This is a genomic window from Sphingobacterium sp. Lzh-3 (assembly GCF_046764375.1).
Classification (GTDB): Bacteria; Bacteroidota; Bacteroidia; order Sphingobacteriales; family Sphingobacteriaceae; genus Sphingobacterium.
The window spans coordinates 1,607,899-1,623,618 of record NZ_CP177226.1 but is presented as its reverse complement, the minus strand read 5'-3'; the positions used below and the strand labels follow the sequence as shown (position 1 = coordinate 1,623,618).

At 39.8% G+C, this 15,720-nt stretch carries 11 protein-coding genes; 7 read left to right on the top strand and 4 right to left on the bottom strand.

Annotation, left to right across the window (positions count from 1 at the left end):
• The first annotated feature begins 263 nt into the window (after positions 1-263).
• The 4 genes from ACLCDV_RS06590 to ACLCDV_RS06575 all read left to right on the top strand — a co-directional run bounded on the left by ACLCDV_RS06590 (position 264) and on the right by ACLCDV_RS06575 (position 3,547).
• Positions 264-959 carry a hypothetical protein gene (locus tag ACLCDV_RS06590; protein WP_157625956.1) on the top strand — a complete coding sequence of 232 codons (696 nt, stop codon included), beginning with the start codon at positions 264-266 and terminating at the stop codon, positions 957-959.
• Positions 956-2,041 carry a hypothetical protein gene (locus tag ACLCDV_RS06585; protein ID WP_075991524.1) on the top strand — a complete coding sequence of 362 codons (1,086 nt, stop codon included), beginning with the start codon at positions 956-958 and terminating at the stop codon, positions 2,039-2,041. The genes ACLCDV_RS06590 and ACLCDV_RS06585 overlap by 4 nt, the downstream gene beginning before the upstream one ends.
• 385 nt (positions 2,042-2,426) lie before the next feature.
• Entirely contained in the window at positions 2,427-3,170 is a 744-nt protein-coding gene (locus ACLCDV_RS06580; protein ID WP_248933232.1) for a MauE/DoxX family redox-associated membrane protein, read from the top strand.
• Positions 3,164-3,547, top strand: coding sequence for a hypothetical protein (locus ACLCDV_RS06575; protein ID WP_182982556.1), 384 nt, complete (start codon positions 3,164-3,166; stop codon positions 3,545-3,547). Before ACLCDV_RS06580 ends, ACLCDV_RS06575 begins: the two co-directional genes overlap by 7 nt.
• 57 nt (positions 3,548-3,604) lie before the next feature.
• Here ACLCDV_RS06575 and ACLCDV_RS06570 read toward each other — a convergent pair whose 3' ends face one another.
• The 4 genes from ACLCDV_RS06570 to ACLCDV_RS06555 all read right to left on the bottom strand — a co-directional run bounded on the left by ACLCDV_RS06570 (position 3,605) and on the right by ACLCDV_RS06555 (position 10,714).
• Complete coding sequence (locus tag ACLCDV_RS06570; RefSeq protein ID WP_411973199.1) at positions 3,605-4,957, bottom strand: RagB/SusD family nutrient uptake outer membrane protein; 1,353 nt, start codon at positions 4,955-4,957, stop codon at positions 3,605-3,607.
• 3 nt (positions 4,958-4,960) lie between these two features.
• The gene (locus tag ACLCDV_RS06565) at positions 4,961-8,179 is read right to left on the bottom strand and encodes a SusC/RagA family TonB-linked outer membrane protein (protein ID WP_411973198.1); all 3,219 of its coding nucleotides are present in this window, start codon (positions 8,177-8,179) and stop codon (positions 4,961-4,963) included.
• Between the two features lie 9 nt (positions 8,180-8,188).
• Positions 8,189-10,213, bottom strand: coding sequence for a TlpA family protein disulfide reductase (locus ACLCDV_RS06560; protein WP_411973197.1), 2,025 nt, complete (start codon positions 10,211-10,213; stop codon positions 8,189-8,191).
• A gap of 126 nt (positions 10,214-10,339) precedes the next feature.
• Positions 10,340-10,714 (bottom strand): hypothetical protein, encoded by a 375-nt coding sequence (locus tag ACLCDV_RS06555; protein ID WP_157625954.1) that lies wholly within the window; start codon positions 10,712-10,714, stop codon positions 10,340-10,342.
• Between the two features lie 673 nt (positions 10,715-11,387).
• Between ACLCDV_RS06555 and ACLCDV_RS06550 the strand changes: the two genes are divergently transcribed.
• The 3 genes from ACLCDV_RS06550 to ACLCDV_RS06540 all read left to right on the top strand — a co-directional run bounded on the left by ACLCDV_RS06550 (position 11,388) and on the right by ACLCDV_RS06540 (position 15,645).
• The gene (locus ACLCDV_RS06550) at positions 11,388-11,831 is read left to right on the top strand and encodes a helix-turn-helix domain-containing protein (RefSeq protein WP_075991517.1); all 444 of its coding nucleotides are present in this window, start codon (positions 11,388-11,390) and stop codon (positions 11,829-11,831) included.
• Positions 11,832-11,975: 144 nt separating this feature from the next.
• Entirely contained in the window at positions 11,976-13,829 is a 1,854-nt protein-coding gene (locus ACLCDV_RS06545; RefSeq protein WP_411973196.1) for an AAA family ATPase, read from the top strand.
• On the top strand, positions 13,816-15,645 hold the full coding sequence (locus tag ACLCDV_RS06540) for an ATP-dependent helicase (RefSeq protein ID WP_075991515.1): 1,830 nt from the start codon (positions 13,816-13,818) through the stop codon (positions 15,643-15,645). Before ACLCDV_RS06545 ends, ACLCDV_RS06540 begins: the two co-directional genes overlap by 14 nt.
• Positions 15,646-15,720: the final 75 nt, after the last annotated feature.

Genomic DNA, 15,720 nt, shown 5'->3' with positions numbered 1-15,720 from the left:
ACTAAATTTAGCCATTAATTCTTTTAAACAGTACCATCAGATCGATAAACCACCCTTTTGTGTCCTGCCAAATACGCAGAAACACACCTTTTTAGCTAATAAACACGTTCTTTATTGTATAAAATGAATGCTTCGTTACAGAAAAAGGGAGTTCGATGCGAAAAACATACGCTTATTGAAATAAAGATAATATTCAAACCAAATAGCATGCGTTATAGGTAATTTTAATTTGATATCAAATCATTGATTTAACAGCCCTGCGTATGAGACCTCCCATGCATTTTTTCAGACGGATCAGCCGAAATCACATCCTGATTTTTATCGCGATCGTGGTGACTGTATATGGATCCTTTTTAGCGTCGGCATTTTACCTAAAGGTTTATAGTATCGGTGTCCTAGTCCTGCTGATTCCTTTTTTGGAAATCCGTAGCCACCATGTGGTGCTCCAGCTTTTTGCTCTATTTTTTATTTGTATTCAGATCTGCAGTATAGCGGTGTATGACCGCTTACCCTATGAACTGCTGCTCAGCTCGCAGCCGCTGAAGCCAGCATTTAAACATGCCTTCCCTATCGCTCTTGGCAGCTGTGCGGTAGCCCATTTAATTTTCTTTAAACGTGCCAACCTGATTACGCTGTACGCCCTCCAATTTCCACTGATGCTCCTTGCCTGTACCTGGTATATCCGGATGAACCTTATTATGAACAATTGCAAACATGTCGATAGCCCCAAAGCAGTCTATATTCAGGCCGAAGTGGTACAGAAATGCCCAGTCTGCTGCGACATACATGAATTATTGGTGTCATTTACGTATGAAGATGAGAAATACCAATTTCCGGTCGAGGTACATCCAAAGACTTTTGAGCAGGCAAAAGAGGGCGGCAAGCTGAACATGACGCTGCATCCGGGTGTATATGGCTGGCCATGGTATCACAAAGAAATGAAAAGGAGGTACAAATGATCACAAGCTTATATCCCCTGATGCTTTTAATAGAGACCTTTGCCCATATCAGCCCTTCCAGCCGAACCAAACAACTGGAAGCCATTGCTTCTGCCTGTACCGAACATTTGAACGACGCCCTGGCCCTCCATCGGCAATATACCCATGCCGATCAGGCGATCCGCGGCATACAGCTCTACCATACGCAGTTACTTCGCCTGCATGAAGTATTATACACCTGCTGCGATCGGTCCATTTCTGAGGAACTCAATGCGCTTCATCGGGTGGAGGAACTACTGGAAAGTGTAGAATTTTTATTTAAGAAAGATATCAATCCTCTGACACCGCTACCGCAGCATCATGAAAAACGCATCAGGCAATATATAGATCTTCACCTCGAAGACAGCTTAGAGAGGTTAAGGCTTAAACAGATTCCCCAAGCTTATCTGGATGAAGTGCATTCCGCCATTGAGAGCCTTTTCCAGCGGGGCAAAATACCCTACCTGCAATATCATCATCAGCACTACCTTGTTCAGCTGATTGATGCACTCAGGCAACTGGCTCAGGACGAGCGTCAGCATAAAAACTGGCCTTCCCGCTTTTTGATCTTGATGATCAATTTTAATTTTAACCATATCGGCTTTTTAAATCGCTGGAAGGAGTTCTACGAAGCTGACCCGGCCGCTACCGACAATCTATTGCGGTATCCGCAGCATTTTTCCGCCATCCCGGGCTTTGCCTATGATCCCAACCGCAGCACGCTGCTCATGCTGATGTGCCAGTATATTGAAATGGAAACGGCAGATGATAAGTCATCCAGTGCTGTTCCCTATCGGTTTATCCATAGCAATCTGAATGGCAAGGAGCTCAAACTCTGGCTACATTTATGTGTGAAGGCCAAAGTCATGCGCTCGTCCGAGAAAAAGGAAGCTGCGGAAGAATTTTCAAAACTCGTTAAAACCAAGGAAGGCATACTGCTTTCGATACACAGCCTCACAAAGATGGATAGAGGCAGCGAATTTCCCGCTGCTGTCCATCTACGCAAAGTATTGAAAACGATGCTGAATGAATTGCACGAAAAATTCCCCGAATTAAATGGATAAAAATACATCCAAATTTTAAAAAGCAGGGGTATTCCCACGTTACCCCTGCGCTAAAAGAATTGATCAGGTTTTAAATCTTGTTTAAAATCATTTCTGTCGGCTATTTTGCTCCGCCATGCCCATAGCAGTTATTTCGTCTCTAATTCCCCGCCCCCATTCATACAGCTATTTAGAAGGGTATTCGCTGGCTCAATATGCCCCATCTACTACCCCTGCAGTCGGCTAAAATCCGATCTATCTTTGTTTTGAAGCGTACGAAAGGTAGAAGTTGACGCTGTAGCAGGCCGCTGTACCCGAGCAGGGCGCACAGGTATGGCGCCCTGTTTTTGGAAAGAAAAAAACAGCGGAGAAAATAATAAGTGACGCTGTACAAATAATTAAAACTATGGAAGCGAGCAAAACCAATACAACGATTTATAAAGTCCTTCGGGCGGTGATGATCCTCTTTTGGGTTTATGTGGGTATTGAAAAACTCTGGCAGCTCAGTGCATTTCATATTGCACTGCAGCAACAACCGGTCATTAGCATCCTTGCGCCAATACTTTTTTGGCTGCTTCCGCTGCTGGAAATTAGCATCGGAGCTTTGCTTGGATTGCCTGCACGCCGCCTACAGCATTGGGGCTGGATAGCATCGACTATCATGATCACCTTATTTTCGATTTATATTGCCCTTGGCGTCCTGGATGTATATGACAAGAAACCGTGTATGTGTACCAGCTTTCTCAGTCATATCTCCTGGACAGCGCATCTGATCTTTAATCTCGTTATTCTTGGTCTATCGCTAGCAGGATTAGTACTCAACCGTAAGGTTTTGCTACACGAGCAAAGCAATTTAAGCAACAAGACTTCTGTCGGCCTCTTTCTCACGGTTATTCTAGCAACAGGAATTGTAAACTATAAAAACGCAGCAATTAAACCAACACATGAAATCTGGTATATGCCAGACAGCATAGACCATGCTCCAGTATATGACAGCGTCAGTAGGCCTATAGTAGGCAGCCTGGCATACAGATACGATCGGTACACAGAACCTTACCGACAACAATTATTTACCAAAAGTTTGCAGGCCAACAACTTTACTCATCAATTATTGGCTTGCAATACAGAAAGGAGGGTAGCATTATGCTAACCAAATTTTTAAACAATTATGGCTACATGATATTAGGCGGAGCCATGATTATCGGATTCTCAGCATTTAAAGGTGCTGAAGCTTATACAGGAAAAAGTTTAGCTCCTGTAACTGTTTATTTTCATGGGACTCCAACAGATCCCACACAGGTAGAAGATTTGTCGCAATGGAGCACATCTCCTAATGGCAAAAGTTGTAATAACCAAGATGAGCTCGCTTGTGCAGTTCAGGTTGATCCAACAGACCTTAACAGTTCTGGAACATCTTTCGACTCGAGCAAAATAGCGATCGAAGCGACATCTACCAGCTCTGGATACATTCCATCGCTGGAGCCGGGGTCTAACCCTATGCAGTTTAATCCGATTAATCGAAATTAGAGATTCGACTTGCATTAATTTAATAGCGGCCCTATACAGGGCCGCTATTATCGTAAATTAACGTGGATTTTGAGGAATTCCTGCTATCCTCACAATATCTGCCGGCAGAGGTAATGCATACCGGTTTTCGTTGGGCACAAGCCTATATTCTTTCCCATCGACTACTCTTTTTAAAACAATCTCCTGCCCTTCCAGATTTAATCGTTTGATATCTATCCACCTCAGCCCTCGATAGACCAGCTCTTTCCGTCTTTCGCTTAATATCACTTTCAGCACCTCCCCCGCCTCCGTCAAAAGATAAGGTTTATAGGTTCCTGCTTTATATCGCGTCGCCAAAAGTTTATTAAGATCTGCTTGCGCTTCTATCAACTCGCCCGCTCGCGCCAGACACTCCGCCCGGATCAGGTATATTTCATCTGTAGCCACGCCGCCAAATAAAAGCGTACTTCCTGAATACTGCCCTTTAAAATTGATTACATTATTTAACACTTTAAAATACGCTTGCTTCCGCAGGTCATTGGAATCATAAGAGCGATAGAGTGCAGAATCGATATTTGAATACGCATTACTCAATATCGTTGCCTTCAGTTCCATATAAAATGTAGTCTCTTTATTGAATAAACTAAAGGGAAAAGAGGCCGTCAACTTCACTTCATTGCTGTTATTATAATCAAGTAGCTCGTTTCGCCCTTGCAAATACAGCTCAACATATTTTAATGCCAGATCATATTGACGCATCGAAAGGTAAGCTCTTGCCAAAACCCCATATACAGCTGGCTTACTTGGCTGTACCACATGATCCGATTCCAATGGCAAAAGTGAAATCGAAGCTTCTAGATCTGTGATCACCTTTCTATAGCTATCATCCACGGAGGCCCGTACGGATTTCACATTAAAATCCGATGTTTCCCGAAGAACAATACCTAGATCCGTCTCAGCGGTATTCTGCTCATAGGCCTTGGCATAGGTCCATAACAAACTGAGATAACTATTGGCACGAAAAAATAGGGCAGCGCCTTTAATACCGTCCCATTTTGCAGCATTCTGTTCATTTCTATCAATTTTATCAAGACGCTCCAGTACGAGATTAGCTATATATACAACATTGTACATGCTCGACCAATCGTTGGAAAAATTATATTGGGAGTCCTCCCAGATATAATCCAGCTTCTCCACATCATTCAATGCTTTGTAATTGCTCTCAGGAATAAAATAATCGTCACAGGCCTTTTCACCACGTGAACAAAAATTATTGTTCATTACACGTACATTGTCCAGAAGTTTCTGTAAGTCATCCAGTTCTTTGGGTACAACCAATTTATTATTGGATTGTACATCTAAATATTTATCACAAGCCCCGAAAATTAGTGTAGCAAAGCCCAGGGTTATACTTATAATTATTGTTTTCATCTCTTAATAATCTATTTGAATTCCCAATGAAAATGTTTTTGGTGGTGTTAGACGATAGGCAAATTCAGGATCAATATGTTTCCTATTGGTCCTCCAGATTACACCTAGGTTAGCAATATTCCCATACAGCCTAAATTTCATTTCGTTCTTACCGGGTAGCCTATGTTCCCAGGCGGCATTAATATATTCCAAGCGGATATGGTCTCCTTTGAGTACATGAATTTCCGATTGGGTATAAAATGTACTGAGATTATCATTTATCGGATATTCCATTTTAGGCATGCTGGTCTGCTTTTCATCGCCAGGCTTCATCCAGCGATTTTCAAAATCGGGATAAGCCACGCCCTGCTCGAAGAGTGAGTAGTAAGACGTGGACGGCTTTTGAAAATAATAATCAGCTTTAAAGCTCATGTTAAAAGACATCGAAAATGCTTTCCACGCAAAGGTATTGATGAGATTGCCAAACAGCTGAGGTTTGGAAGAGCCGATAAAGACAATACTTTCTGAATCCGAAGCGCTCTGTAGGGACGCATTTCTGATCTTGAGATATTCTGTACTGACTTCACCGTTCAGGTATCCCTGCGGCTGCCCCTGTTCATTCAGTCCAGCCCATCGATAAGCCGCTATTGCATTTAAAGGTCTTCCTACTATCGGCGTGATGCCATTCCCATTGCCGAGAAAATTGCCGAGCCCTTGGTTCACGCTTCTATAATATGCGGTCGTTTTGTTTTTATTCAGGCTTAATACCAGACTCGTACTCCATTTAAGGCTATTGATTGTATTGATACTATTCAAAGCGAGGTCGAGTCCATGACCACACATGGCGCCGACATTTTTGACCACTGTTGCCTGTGCTCCCCAGGTTGTATAATCATAATCTGTGGTACCATACAGGTCTTTCCCATTTTTTACATAATAGTCAACACTGCCCGATATCCGGTTTTTAAATAAAGCATAATCCAGCCCTAGATTGAAAGTTCCGACCTTCTCCCATCGGAGCGAAGGATCATTTAGGTTTCGGATATTCAACATGGGATAATTCGTATAACGGGCGGTCTCAATATTTGCAATGGGTTCGGGCGTCCTGGTCAGATCAACGTTACCACTGTAACCAAATGTAGCTCTGAGCTTGAGATTATCCAACCAAGGCAGCTCCATAAACTGCTCTTTGCCGAGATCCCAAAAACCACCCACAGACCATAGGGGTGACCATTTATCATTTGTATTGGCTCCAAATATATTGGCTCCATCCTGCCTAAAACTGAAAGAAATGGCATATTTCTCCTTCCATATATCAGAAAAATTGATGTATGTCGAAACAAACCTATTGACCGTTTTTGTGAAATCCGGACTTCCCCCTATTGTCTGTAATAGTGCATCGGGACTGGTGCGGTAAAGGTTTATAAAGTCTACAGCCTGCGACGTCAGGGGGATGCTGTTGTATCCATACACAGTATAGGCTGTTCCGCTCTGTGTATTCTGCCGCATCTCAGCACCAAAGATGCCGATTAAGTGATGCGCACTCAATCGTTTATCTAAATTGAGCTGACTACGCACAGTGTACGACTGCCCCTCACTTTCACCAATTTTATTAATTCCCGCACGCGGCACCGGATAGCTTACTTTTCCAGTAACCGGATCCACCTGTGTAAATTTATTGATCAACAGTCGAGCACTATAACTTTCCATTTCACTTAAAAAGTCACTCTTGGAAGCCTGCTTTTGATATTGTCCTGAAGCGGTTAACTTGAGGTAGGGCAAGATCTGATAAGATATACCGGCCGATGCAAAGAGCTCAGTCAAGTTTTTGGTAGTCTTCGAATAGTTATATTCCGATAGCGGATAGTAAGACCAGTCTAAATAATTAGCACCAAAATTCTGGTCGAGATACGACCTTCTAAAATCCCCGTCAAACGATATTTCCTTACCGTCATTATCAAAGAACTGCATATAGGGAACCGATTTGCTACCATAGCTCAGGCTGGAATAATCAGGTCTCCCCGATTGATCCCTATGATCGGTATAGTTCACATTCAGATCTACCTGCAAGTTTGCAATCGGACGATAACTATTTGAAAATAGCAGATTCCATTTTCTATTTCGGCTATCTAATTCAGTTGTTGTTTTCGTGTAGCCTAATCCTAGCCCATAACTGTTTTTTGCATTGCCACCGGCGATATGCAAGTTATACTGCATCGACATCGGTGATCTATAAAAAGCGTCTGAATAATTCTTCAAACCGTCCTGCGCCAAGAGGTTATTGATTGCCTCTGCGGAATCCAATGACGAAATCTTTCCATTTTTTGTACGGTCCAAAATATCAATTACGGGGGTCATTGCTACATAAGGAAATGATTGTAGAAAAACATCATAATGTCCTCCATCGAACAGCATCTTTTCAATAGCTATAAAATCAGCATTCGGAACCTGATACAGCTGCGACAGATTTGGGCGATCTTTAAAGATCATCGTACTTCCAAACGTAATTTTATTGCGGGTATTTGTCCCTATCATACCCTTCTTGGTGGTCAGTACAATTACACCGTTTCCCGCCCGGGCTCCCCATATTGCACTCGCCGCGGCATCTTTTAAAACTGTAGCCGACTCAATCATCGCAGGGTCTATGTTGGTAATATCACCCTCATAGATAAACCCGTCCAGCACAATTAAAGGATCGAGATTACCGTTAATGGTACTTAGTCCCCGAACAGAAACATTTAGCTTCTGCTGCATAGCATTTTTGATCGGCTGATTGTCAAAGCGAATAGCGGGATCGACATTGTTAAGACGCTGCAGGATATTGGTCCCTACCTGCTGATCCAACATTTTTCGGGAAATTACATTTATAGCCCCCGTGACTTCGTTTGCCCGAAGCGTCTGATAGCCGGTATTTACCTGTACCTCCTGCAAATAGTTTTCTTCCTTTTGAAGCAATATCACTGCATTATCTCTAAAATAACCTCCGGCCACGGTGCGGCTGTGATATCCCACCGAACTGACTGCCAACGAGTCCCTATCGACAACACCAATTAAAGCAAACTGCCCCTTGCCATCAGTACGCGTTACCTGCTGTTTATTCATCACGCGAATATTGGCATTTGGCACAGGAGATCTATCCGTACTATTTAGTACGCGTCCTTTAACCTCCATCCGTTGCATCTGCTGAGCCTTGCCCAGCAAGATGCTTACGCTGCATAGCAGCGTTAATAATCCTACTTTCATTACTTCGGACTAGTAGATTGGATAAACTAAAGGATAACTTCTGTATTCTTTCACAGCACTAAACACTATCCCTCTTTCGTTCAGAAAAGTTAACTTTTCTTGTTCTGTCCACCGGACAAAGCCAGCAGGTATGGTGATATCGATATTAAAATTTTCCTTCTCCTTTAGTTCAGTCGGAAGATCAAAAGCATAAAAGAGATTCTGCAGAAACAGACCGATAGGGATATTCTGATAGAAAGCCTCTTCACCTATCCCTTGAAACCGTGCAATTGAAGCCTTTCCACTGGTAAGAATGGTTTTGATCTTATCGGAGAATCGTATTTTATACAGTTCGATGCTGTCGCTTTTACGCGCGACAGCAATTTTAAAATAGTTCTGAAATTCTCGACAAAAAATATCCGCAAATTGTGGGCGGGATACCGAGTCATCGGTGTAAAACTGATACCAATACTTATTTTGGGTGCTATTTACATTCAACAACTTTTCTTTGAACTGTCTGCCGAGACGAGCATCTATGACCAGATCATTTTGTCGGAATCCTTTGAGCGCCTGCCCATAGGCTTGAAAGAGCATAAACTGTAGACTCTGATTGCCCATTTGAAGGAACGTTGTCCCATTCTTATGATTCAGATTCGGGTAAACAGGCAAATAATGGTTTCTATATCCCCCAAATGCAGAAATGTAATGCACCCCCACAGTATCCAATAGCGGTTCAGCAGCACTTCGAGTGAGGTTTTTATAATTGCCTTCGTTCTTTAACACGGCATTTCCATCCAACAAAGCCTGAATATTTTTGTCCGTCAAAGAATGCGAGCTGGTCATGGCAATAAAGACACCATATGTATCAACTACCGCCAATGCAGGTAGGGTATTATGCGCAAACAATGCGGTAAATATGGTATCATCTAATACTGTGGGTAGAGAAGGCGTAAAATTAAAATCAGCTTTAAATTTCTCAAATCTTGTCTTTATCCGTTTTGCTGTATCTTTATTCCGCTTACTATTGACCATTATGATCTGTATGTTACCCGTAAAACGCTGCTGTATCCATTCCATTTTGGGAATTCCTTCAATGCAGCTTGGGCAGCCAGTGGACCAAAAATCCAGCAGGATCAGCTTCCCTTTCAGATCAGCGAATTTGATTGTTTTCTTTTTCCCATTGAAATAATTGAGTTCAAGCGGCTGGTTCCATACCGCATCCGGGATCTTATCGCCCGGTTTTAGCGCAGCGAGACTGGATAGCCCATCGGCCCCGCTGTCCTTGCGGGGCGTCTGAGCTGGTAAACTAAACATAGAAACTAAACATAAAAACAAGCATGTCAAAATCATAAGATAGGCACGCTTATAATCTGCAACGAATAAAAAGTATTTTAAAGCCCGCTGAACAACTGGACCTAGTAATCCAAGCAAAGTATTGGCTTGAAACACCAAAGCCTTACAGATCGACTTAAAGAACCTTAAAACAGATCGTTCAGATTCTACTCCATAAGTCAATCTAGCATCTCCCACCTGCTGAAAATCTTCGACCATCTTTTGAGCAATTCCTGTCGAATTTTTACATTTCATCGGATTTTCATCGAGTCCGCATCGCGTTTTGATCGGTGTGGCCCGATGAGATCCCGATGAAAACTCAAGGCCGACTGCATGAAAGGCAGAAGTTGGGGCGAAGTTGGTCAGGCAAAAGTCCGAAGAAGGTGATGCCTTTCCCCCTCTTCGGCTGGCCTTCGACTCAGCTTCGAGACTTCTTCGGGACATGTTCGAGACAGGCTTGGCACCCTTTCGGCTGGGCTTCGGCAGGGCTTCGAGTACGCTTCGACTCCTACCCGAAGCGCAGTCGAACAACAGTCGAGGCGTTCCCGAAGATGAGGCGACGCTGGTACGACGCAGTGTCGAAGGACACTCAAAAAAAAGCCGAAGGCTGCCCGAAGAATCTGCTTTTTCTAGAAGATTTTGAGCGCTAATCTCACAGCGCTTTTTTAGCAGGATCGAAGTACCTTTGAAGTACGTTTTTCCTTGTCTAATTTTCTTACGCAAATTTTGCGTAATTAGTACTATATCTGTGCTTAAGTAGTGCTTCACAGGTACTTGAAATATATAGGTTATATAGCCCCTTAAAAAGGCTAAAAATTTCAGGATATTCATTATTTAGTTTGTTGGAGGTTATTTCGATAACCTACTGAAAAACTCAGCGACTTTCTTGCTCAATTCTAGCTCTTTTCCGATGCGCTCTTCAGCTTCTGCTGACAGCTGCATTTTACGTAGGTCTATATTGCGATAATTGGCGACATTGTAGGCGATCAACACCCGATACAATGCGGTTGCAAATTCTTGCATTTCCTCATCTTTTAGAAGCCTATTTTCTCCTAAGCCACCATCAAGATATGTGCTCAAAAGCTGGAGTATATTAGCAGATACAGTCTCTAGTGCATAGTGATTCCAAAATGCTTCAATCTCGTTTATAGGGCTGTAATCAACCTTATGGACTTCATAAATAAACCAATCAAAAGCAAATTGCATCGCTAAAATCCTTTTCATTTTTCAGTCTGTAATCTTTAACCGAAAGTACATAGCATCCCCTCTCCGATCGAAATCAGCTTTTTATTGGGAGCCTGATGTTACTCAGTTCACATTAGTAATAATTAATTCATTCTGGGAGCCAGAGCGCGTTTGAATGAGGGGTCACACAGGTGTATAATATTGGCGTTACGCGGTCCATGGCAAAGAGAAGCCAAATCTAATTTGGCCACACCAGCCGAGCTACTCGGGGGCAGTGATGATGCTTTTTGATTGTTGTTTTTTGTTCATAACTCGTTTGTTTATAAAAACGAGTCCCTTAGCAGGTATCAGAAATGGCAATGGCGCGACATCCAACCTACCGTCTGTGCGGCCGTGAGAAGCCGATGGAACGAGTAAGCGGACGCCGCGCCATTGCTGACGGGCGTTTTGATCCACTTATCGCCTTGCTCCATTTGAAATTTCTCACGTTTCACAGACAAGACTCATAAGTGCAGCCACCTAAGATGGTGCAAATGTATTGTTTTAATCTACTAAAGACAAATAATTCACTTTAAAAGTGCCTTTAGACTATGTATAAAGCTCATTTTATCGACAAATAATCGTATCTTTATATCAAAGGTAAGGAACCAATTATTTAGAGCAAAATGGTAAAATACCGGTAAATTACCGAACTTATTAAAATCTATAAAAAATGGGCGTTGCATTTCAAGAAGAGAAAATACACGAAGGAAAAAATCTAAAGAGAATTCGTGAAATCATGGGTATAAAACAGGAGGCTTTAGGACAAAAATGCGAAAGCAAATTTGACCAACGACGCATTTCTGAGTTTGAAAACTCCTGGACTATTTCAGAACCAGCCTTAAAGGAGTTGGCTGACGCTTTAGGGGTAACTGTCGAATTTATTCGTGCCTTCAATGAAGAAAAGGCTATTTATTATATACAACATAACCAAGATTCATCTAAGCAAAACAGTCTTAATCACTTCCCTAAAATTACTTATGAATCTGACAATAAATTGGAGGCACTTTTAGAGAAACTCGTTCAGGACGATGAGGTTAAGACACAAGCGATTCTGGATTTAACGAAGGTAGTTGCTGATTTGGCGGATGAGGTTAGGAAGTTGAAGGGAAAATAATTAGAAAAACACTAAGTAATGAAAAAACACTACTTGAAACCCCAGTATACAGTTAATAACAACTCCATTTAATGAAATTGACAAAAGAGTAAATATAATTTTTCATTGACTTTGTAATAAAAAATTAGGCTAAATAGAAGCTATATGGCAATACAATTAAAACAGTTGAGGGTGCACGGGTTTCGAGGATTGGACAATATTGAGATTGACTTTGAGCCAACAACGGTGCTTGTAGGAACAAATAATGCGGGAAAAACAACTCTATTAAAGTCTTTGCAATTAGCTTTATCAAATACATTGCAGATTACTGATGATGATTTCCATTTCTCTGATGCAGTGATCAGAAACAAAATTATAGTTGACGTATTATTCATAAGTAACAATGATGATGGGGAACATATTGCAGAATTTGAAGATAAATGGGCTACTGTTTTCACAACAGACAGAATTGGAATTGACGAAAATGGTTACCAGTTTCTTGCTTTTAGAACGGTAATTGAAGAAAATCTGATTAGGAAAACCTACAAGAAAAAGCAGTGTATTATTGATGAATGGGTACCATTTTGCGATGAGGCAGACGAATATTGGTATATGAAAGAATATCCCAATGAATTGAGTTTTTATTTCGATGAAATTCCTTTTTTTTATTTAGATGCAAACCGAGACATTCTCGATGATTTAAAAAATAAAACGTCTTTCCTAGGTAAGATTTTGTCTTCAATTACATACAATAATGACGATAAAAATTTGATTGAAACTCTCATTAGAGACCTCAATAAAGAGACCATCGAACGAAGTGAAGTTCTAACAAACCTTCACACAACATTAACAGAATTGGACACAGCGATGGATAATCCTCAAAATACTGTGGATATAGCTCCATTCACGAAGAAAATCAGAGATTTAAACAAAGGAGTTAAGATAAATTACTCTCAGTTTTCAATGGAATATCATGGGATGGGAACTCGTAGTTGGTCTTCACTTTTAATTTTAAAAGCATTTATTCTGCAAAACAAAAAATTAGCAGATGACAACGAAGTAGCATATTATCCAATTATCGCAATTGAGGAGCCTGAGTCTCATTTGCATCCAAATGCTCAGAAGAAGTTATACTCACAGATTAATGACATAGTTGGTCAGAAAATAATTTCAACTCATTCTGCTTATATTGCAGGAAGTGCCAAATTGAAAGAGGTTAGGAGTGTAATAAAATCTGCGACCATTACGAAAATTGGTAAAATAGATGAAGCGGAATTGACCTCAGAAGAAATAAGAAAGATTTATCGTCAAGTAATTAATACTCGCGGAGAGCTTTACTTTTCAAAAGTAGTAATATTATGCGAAGGTGAAACTGAAGAACAGACTCTTCCCCTTTTGATAAAAAAACACTTTAGAAAAAGTACAATTGAACTAGGTATTGATATTGTTGGCATTGATGGTGGAGGGAATTATTTTCCATTTATCCACTTTGCCGAGAAACACAATTTAAAATGGTTTATTTTAAGTGACGGTGAAGCTAACATAATAAAAAAGTTAAAAAAAGATTATAAAAAATTATCTGGCTCAGGAGCTAATATTAATGATATTATTTTGCCATCTAATATAATTCACTTTGATGACGAAAATGATTTTGAATCATATTTAACTAATAATGGATTCGTTGAAGAAATTGAAAATTGCTTAAAAAAAATCCTTGATATCGAAGACCTAGAAGAACTTATTGCTAACAGAAATGGGACTTCAAAAGGCCGAGTAAAAACGGAAGATATATGTGAAACATGTAGTCAAAATATTTTTCAAGAAGAGTTGAGAGACTATGATGGAGATGAGGGATACTTAAGAGCTTTAAATGATTTACTGTCTCAAAATAAGACTAAATATCCGGACTCATTATCAGAATTAATATATAATTCAGAGAAATCTTTACCGACAAAAATTGCTGATCTTTTCGAGAGAGTTAATGTAATTTTAAATTCTAATATAGATGCTTCAGATTAATTTATCGCCAAAACAACAGGAAATCGTCGAATTGAATGAAGGTGCATTTCTTATTTTAGCTAGTGCTGGTAGTGGAAAAACCAGGGTATTGACAGAAAGAATCAAACGTCTTTCTGATTCATCTTACGGAAAAATATTAGCTATAACCTTTACAAATCAGGCTGCTGCTGAAATCAGGGAGAGACTAGGCACAAGTGACATAATAAAGAAAAATGTGTTTGTAGGTACTTTTCATAATTTCTGTCAATCAATCCTTGAGTTAAGATTTAAACTTTTAGGTTATTCAAAAATGCCACACATTTTTGAAGATGACGCAGATCGTATTGAATTAATAAAACAGGCAATAAAATCTGTTCCCTATTTTGACTCAATTTATAATGATTTAGACCCTAAAAAAAAGAATGAATATACGTATAACGCCCTCCAGTTTATTTCAACTGTAAAACGAGAAATATTATCTGCGGAGGAGTTGGCGGAAAACTCAGAAAATAATGAATATCAATATTTGTATGAAACTTATCAAGACATTTTGAAATCAAACAATGCAATTGATTTTGACGATATAATTAGGTTGGTGTATGAATTATTTACGAACAATGAGTCAGTCGCAAATCTTTACAGGAAATCCTACTCTCATATTTGTATCGATGAATGTCAGGATCTTAATAAGTTGCAATACTTTCTCCTAAAATCTTTATGTGGTAACATGATAAAAAACATAATGATGGTTGGAGATCCTAATCAGTCAATTTACGGCTTTAACGGTTCTTCATCTTCATTCATGCAGAAGGATTTCGTTAATGAATTTCAAGCGATTAAGATTGTACTAGATGAGAATTATAGATGTTCCAAGTCGGTAATTGAGGCATCGAACATTCTTATGAATCTTAAAATTGAAGCTGTCAATTATGTTATACCAGGAGTGTTTGAGATATATCAAGCTTCCTCTGAGCATGATGAAGCTAAATTTGTACTCACAAAAATAAACGAGCTTCTTGATCTTAAATCACATCGAGATATTGAGGGAAATATTGATGTTGACAAAATTTCAATACTTGGTAGGAATAAGTTTGTATTCAAACATATTGAAGAACTATTAACTAACGAGGGCCTCCCGTTTTATTATAAGTCTAGTAATACTGGTATTAAATTTAGTTCTAACGCTATGAAGATATTCGACTTGTTTTTTAGAATTAAAATTAATCCGTTGGACAAATTGCACCAAAAGCGTTTGGAAGACATTTTAAAAGTTAGAGATGTAAATAATATCGAGGAGTTAAAGTCTTCCAATTTTCCAATAGCGTCAAACATTAAAAATATTCTCGACTCAATCGTAATGGACAATATTCATCTGAAAATTGGCGAATTGAGAAATATATTTCAAGAAGCTAACTTGGAAGATGATGAGAAGAAAAGGACAATTGATGAATTAGTGGATTTTTCCAATCAACTAACTCAATACAAAAAGCAAAACCTCAAACCAACACTTGAAGGCTTTAAATCTGCTTTAGCCTTGGGATTGATGAATATTTCTACAAACAAAGAAATTGGGATTTGTTTAAGCACAGTTCACACAATGAAGGGACAAGAAAGTGAAATTGTATTCTTAATTGGGGTTGACGATGGCACATTTCCGGATTACCGATCCGTTAACAAGGGGGGCGAAGAGTTACAGCAAGAAAAAAACAACACTTACGTTGCTTTCACAAGAGCAAAACGGTTTCTATATGTCAGTTATCCTAAGAAACGGTTAATGCCTTGGGGAGATACTAAAGTTAGAACAATATCTAGGTTTTTAAGAAATCTTGTAAATTAGGATAAAAAAGGCAAGGCCCTATGACAAAAAATGATATTTAATAAATGTTATCTAAAACTATCCTTATATAGTATC

Excerpts from the sequence above, each read along its gene's own strand:
- ACLCDV_RS06590 (WP_157625956.1), top strand. The coding sequence starts at position 264 with ATGAGACCTCCCATGCATTTTTTCAGACGGATCAGCCGAAATCACATC.
- ACLCDV_RS06585 (WP_075991524.1), top strand. The coding sequence starts at position 956 with ATGATCACAAGCTTATATCCCCTGATGCTTTTAATAGAGACCTTTGCC.
- ACLCDV_RS06580 (WP_248933232.1), top strand. The coding sequence starts at position 2,427 with ATGGAAGCGAGCAAAACCAATACAACGATTTATAAAGTCCTTCGGGCG.
- ACLCDV_RS06575 (WP_182982556.1), top strand. The coding sequence starts at position 3,164 with ATGCTAACCAAATTTTTAAACAATTATGGCTACATGATATTAGGCGGA.
- ACLCDV_RS06570 (WP_411973199.1), bottom strand. The coding sequence starts at position 4,957 with ATGAAAACAATAATTATAAGTATAACCCTGGGCTTTGCTACACTAATT.
- ACLCDV_RS06565 (WP_411973198.1), bottom strand. The coding sequence starts at position 8,179 with ATGAAAGTAGGATTATTAACGCTGCTATGCAGCGTAAGCATCTTGCTG.
- ACLCDV_RS06555 (WP_157625954.1), bottom strand. The coding sequence starts at position 10,714 with ATGAAAAGGATTTTAGCGATGCAATTTGCTTTTGATTGGTTTATTTAT.
- ACLCDV_RS06550 (WP_075991517.1), top strand. The coding sequence starts at position 11,388 with ATGGGCGTTGCATTTCAAGAAGAGAAAATACACGAAGGAAAAAATCTA.
- ACLCDV_RS06545 (WP_411973196.1), top strand. The coding sequence starts at position 11,976 with ATGGCAATACAATTAAAACAGTTGAGGGTGCACGGGTTTCGAGGATTG.
- ACLCDV_RS06540 (WP_075991515.1), top strand. The coding sequence starts at position 13,816 with ATGCTTCAGATTAATTTATCGCCAAAACAACAGGAAATCGTCGAATTG.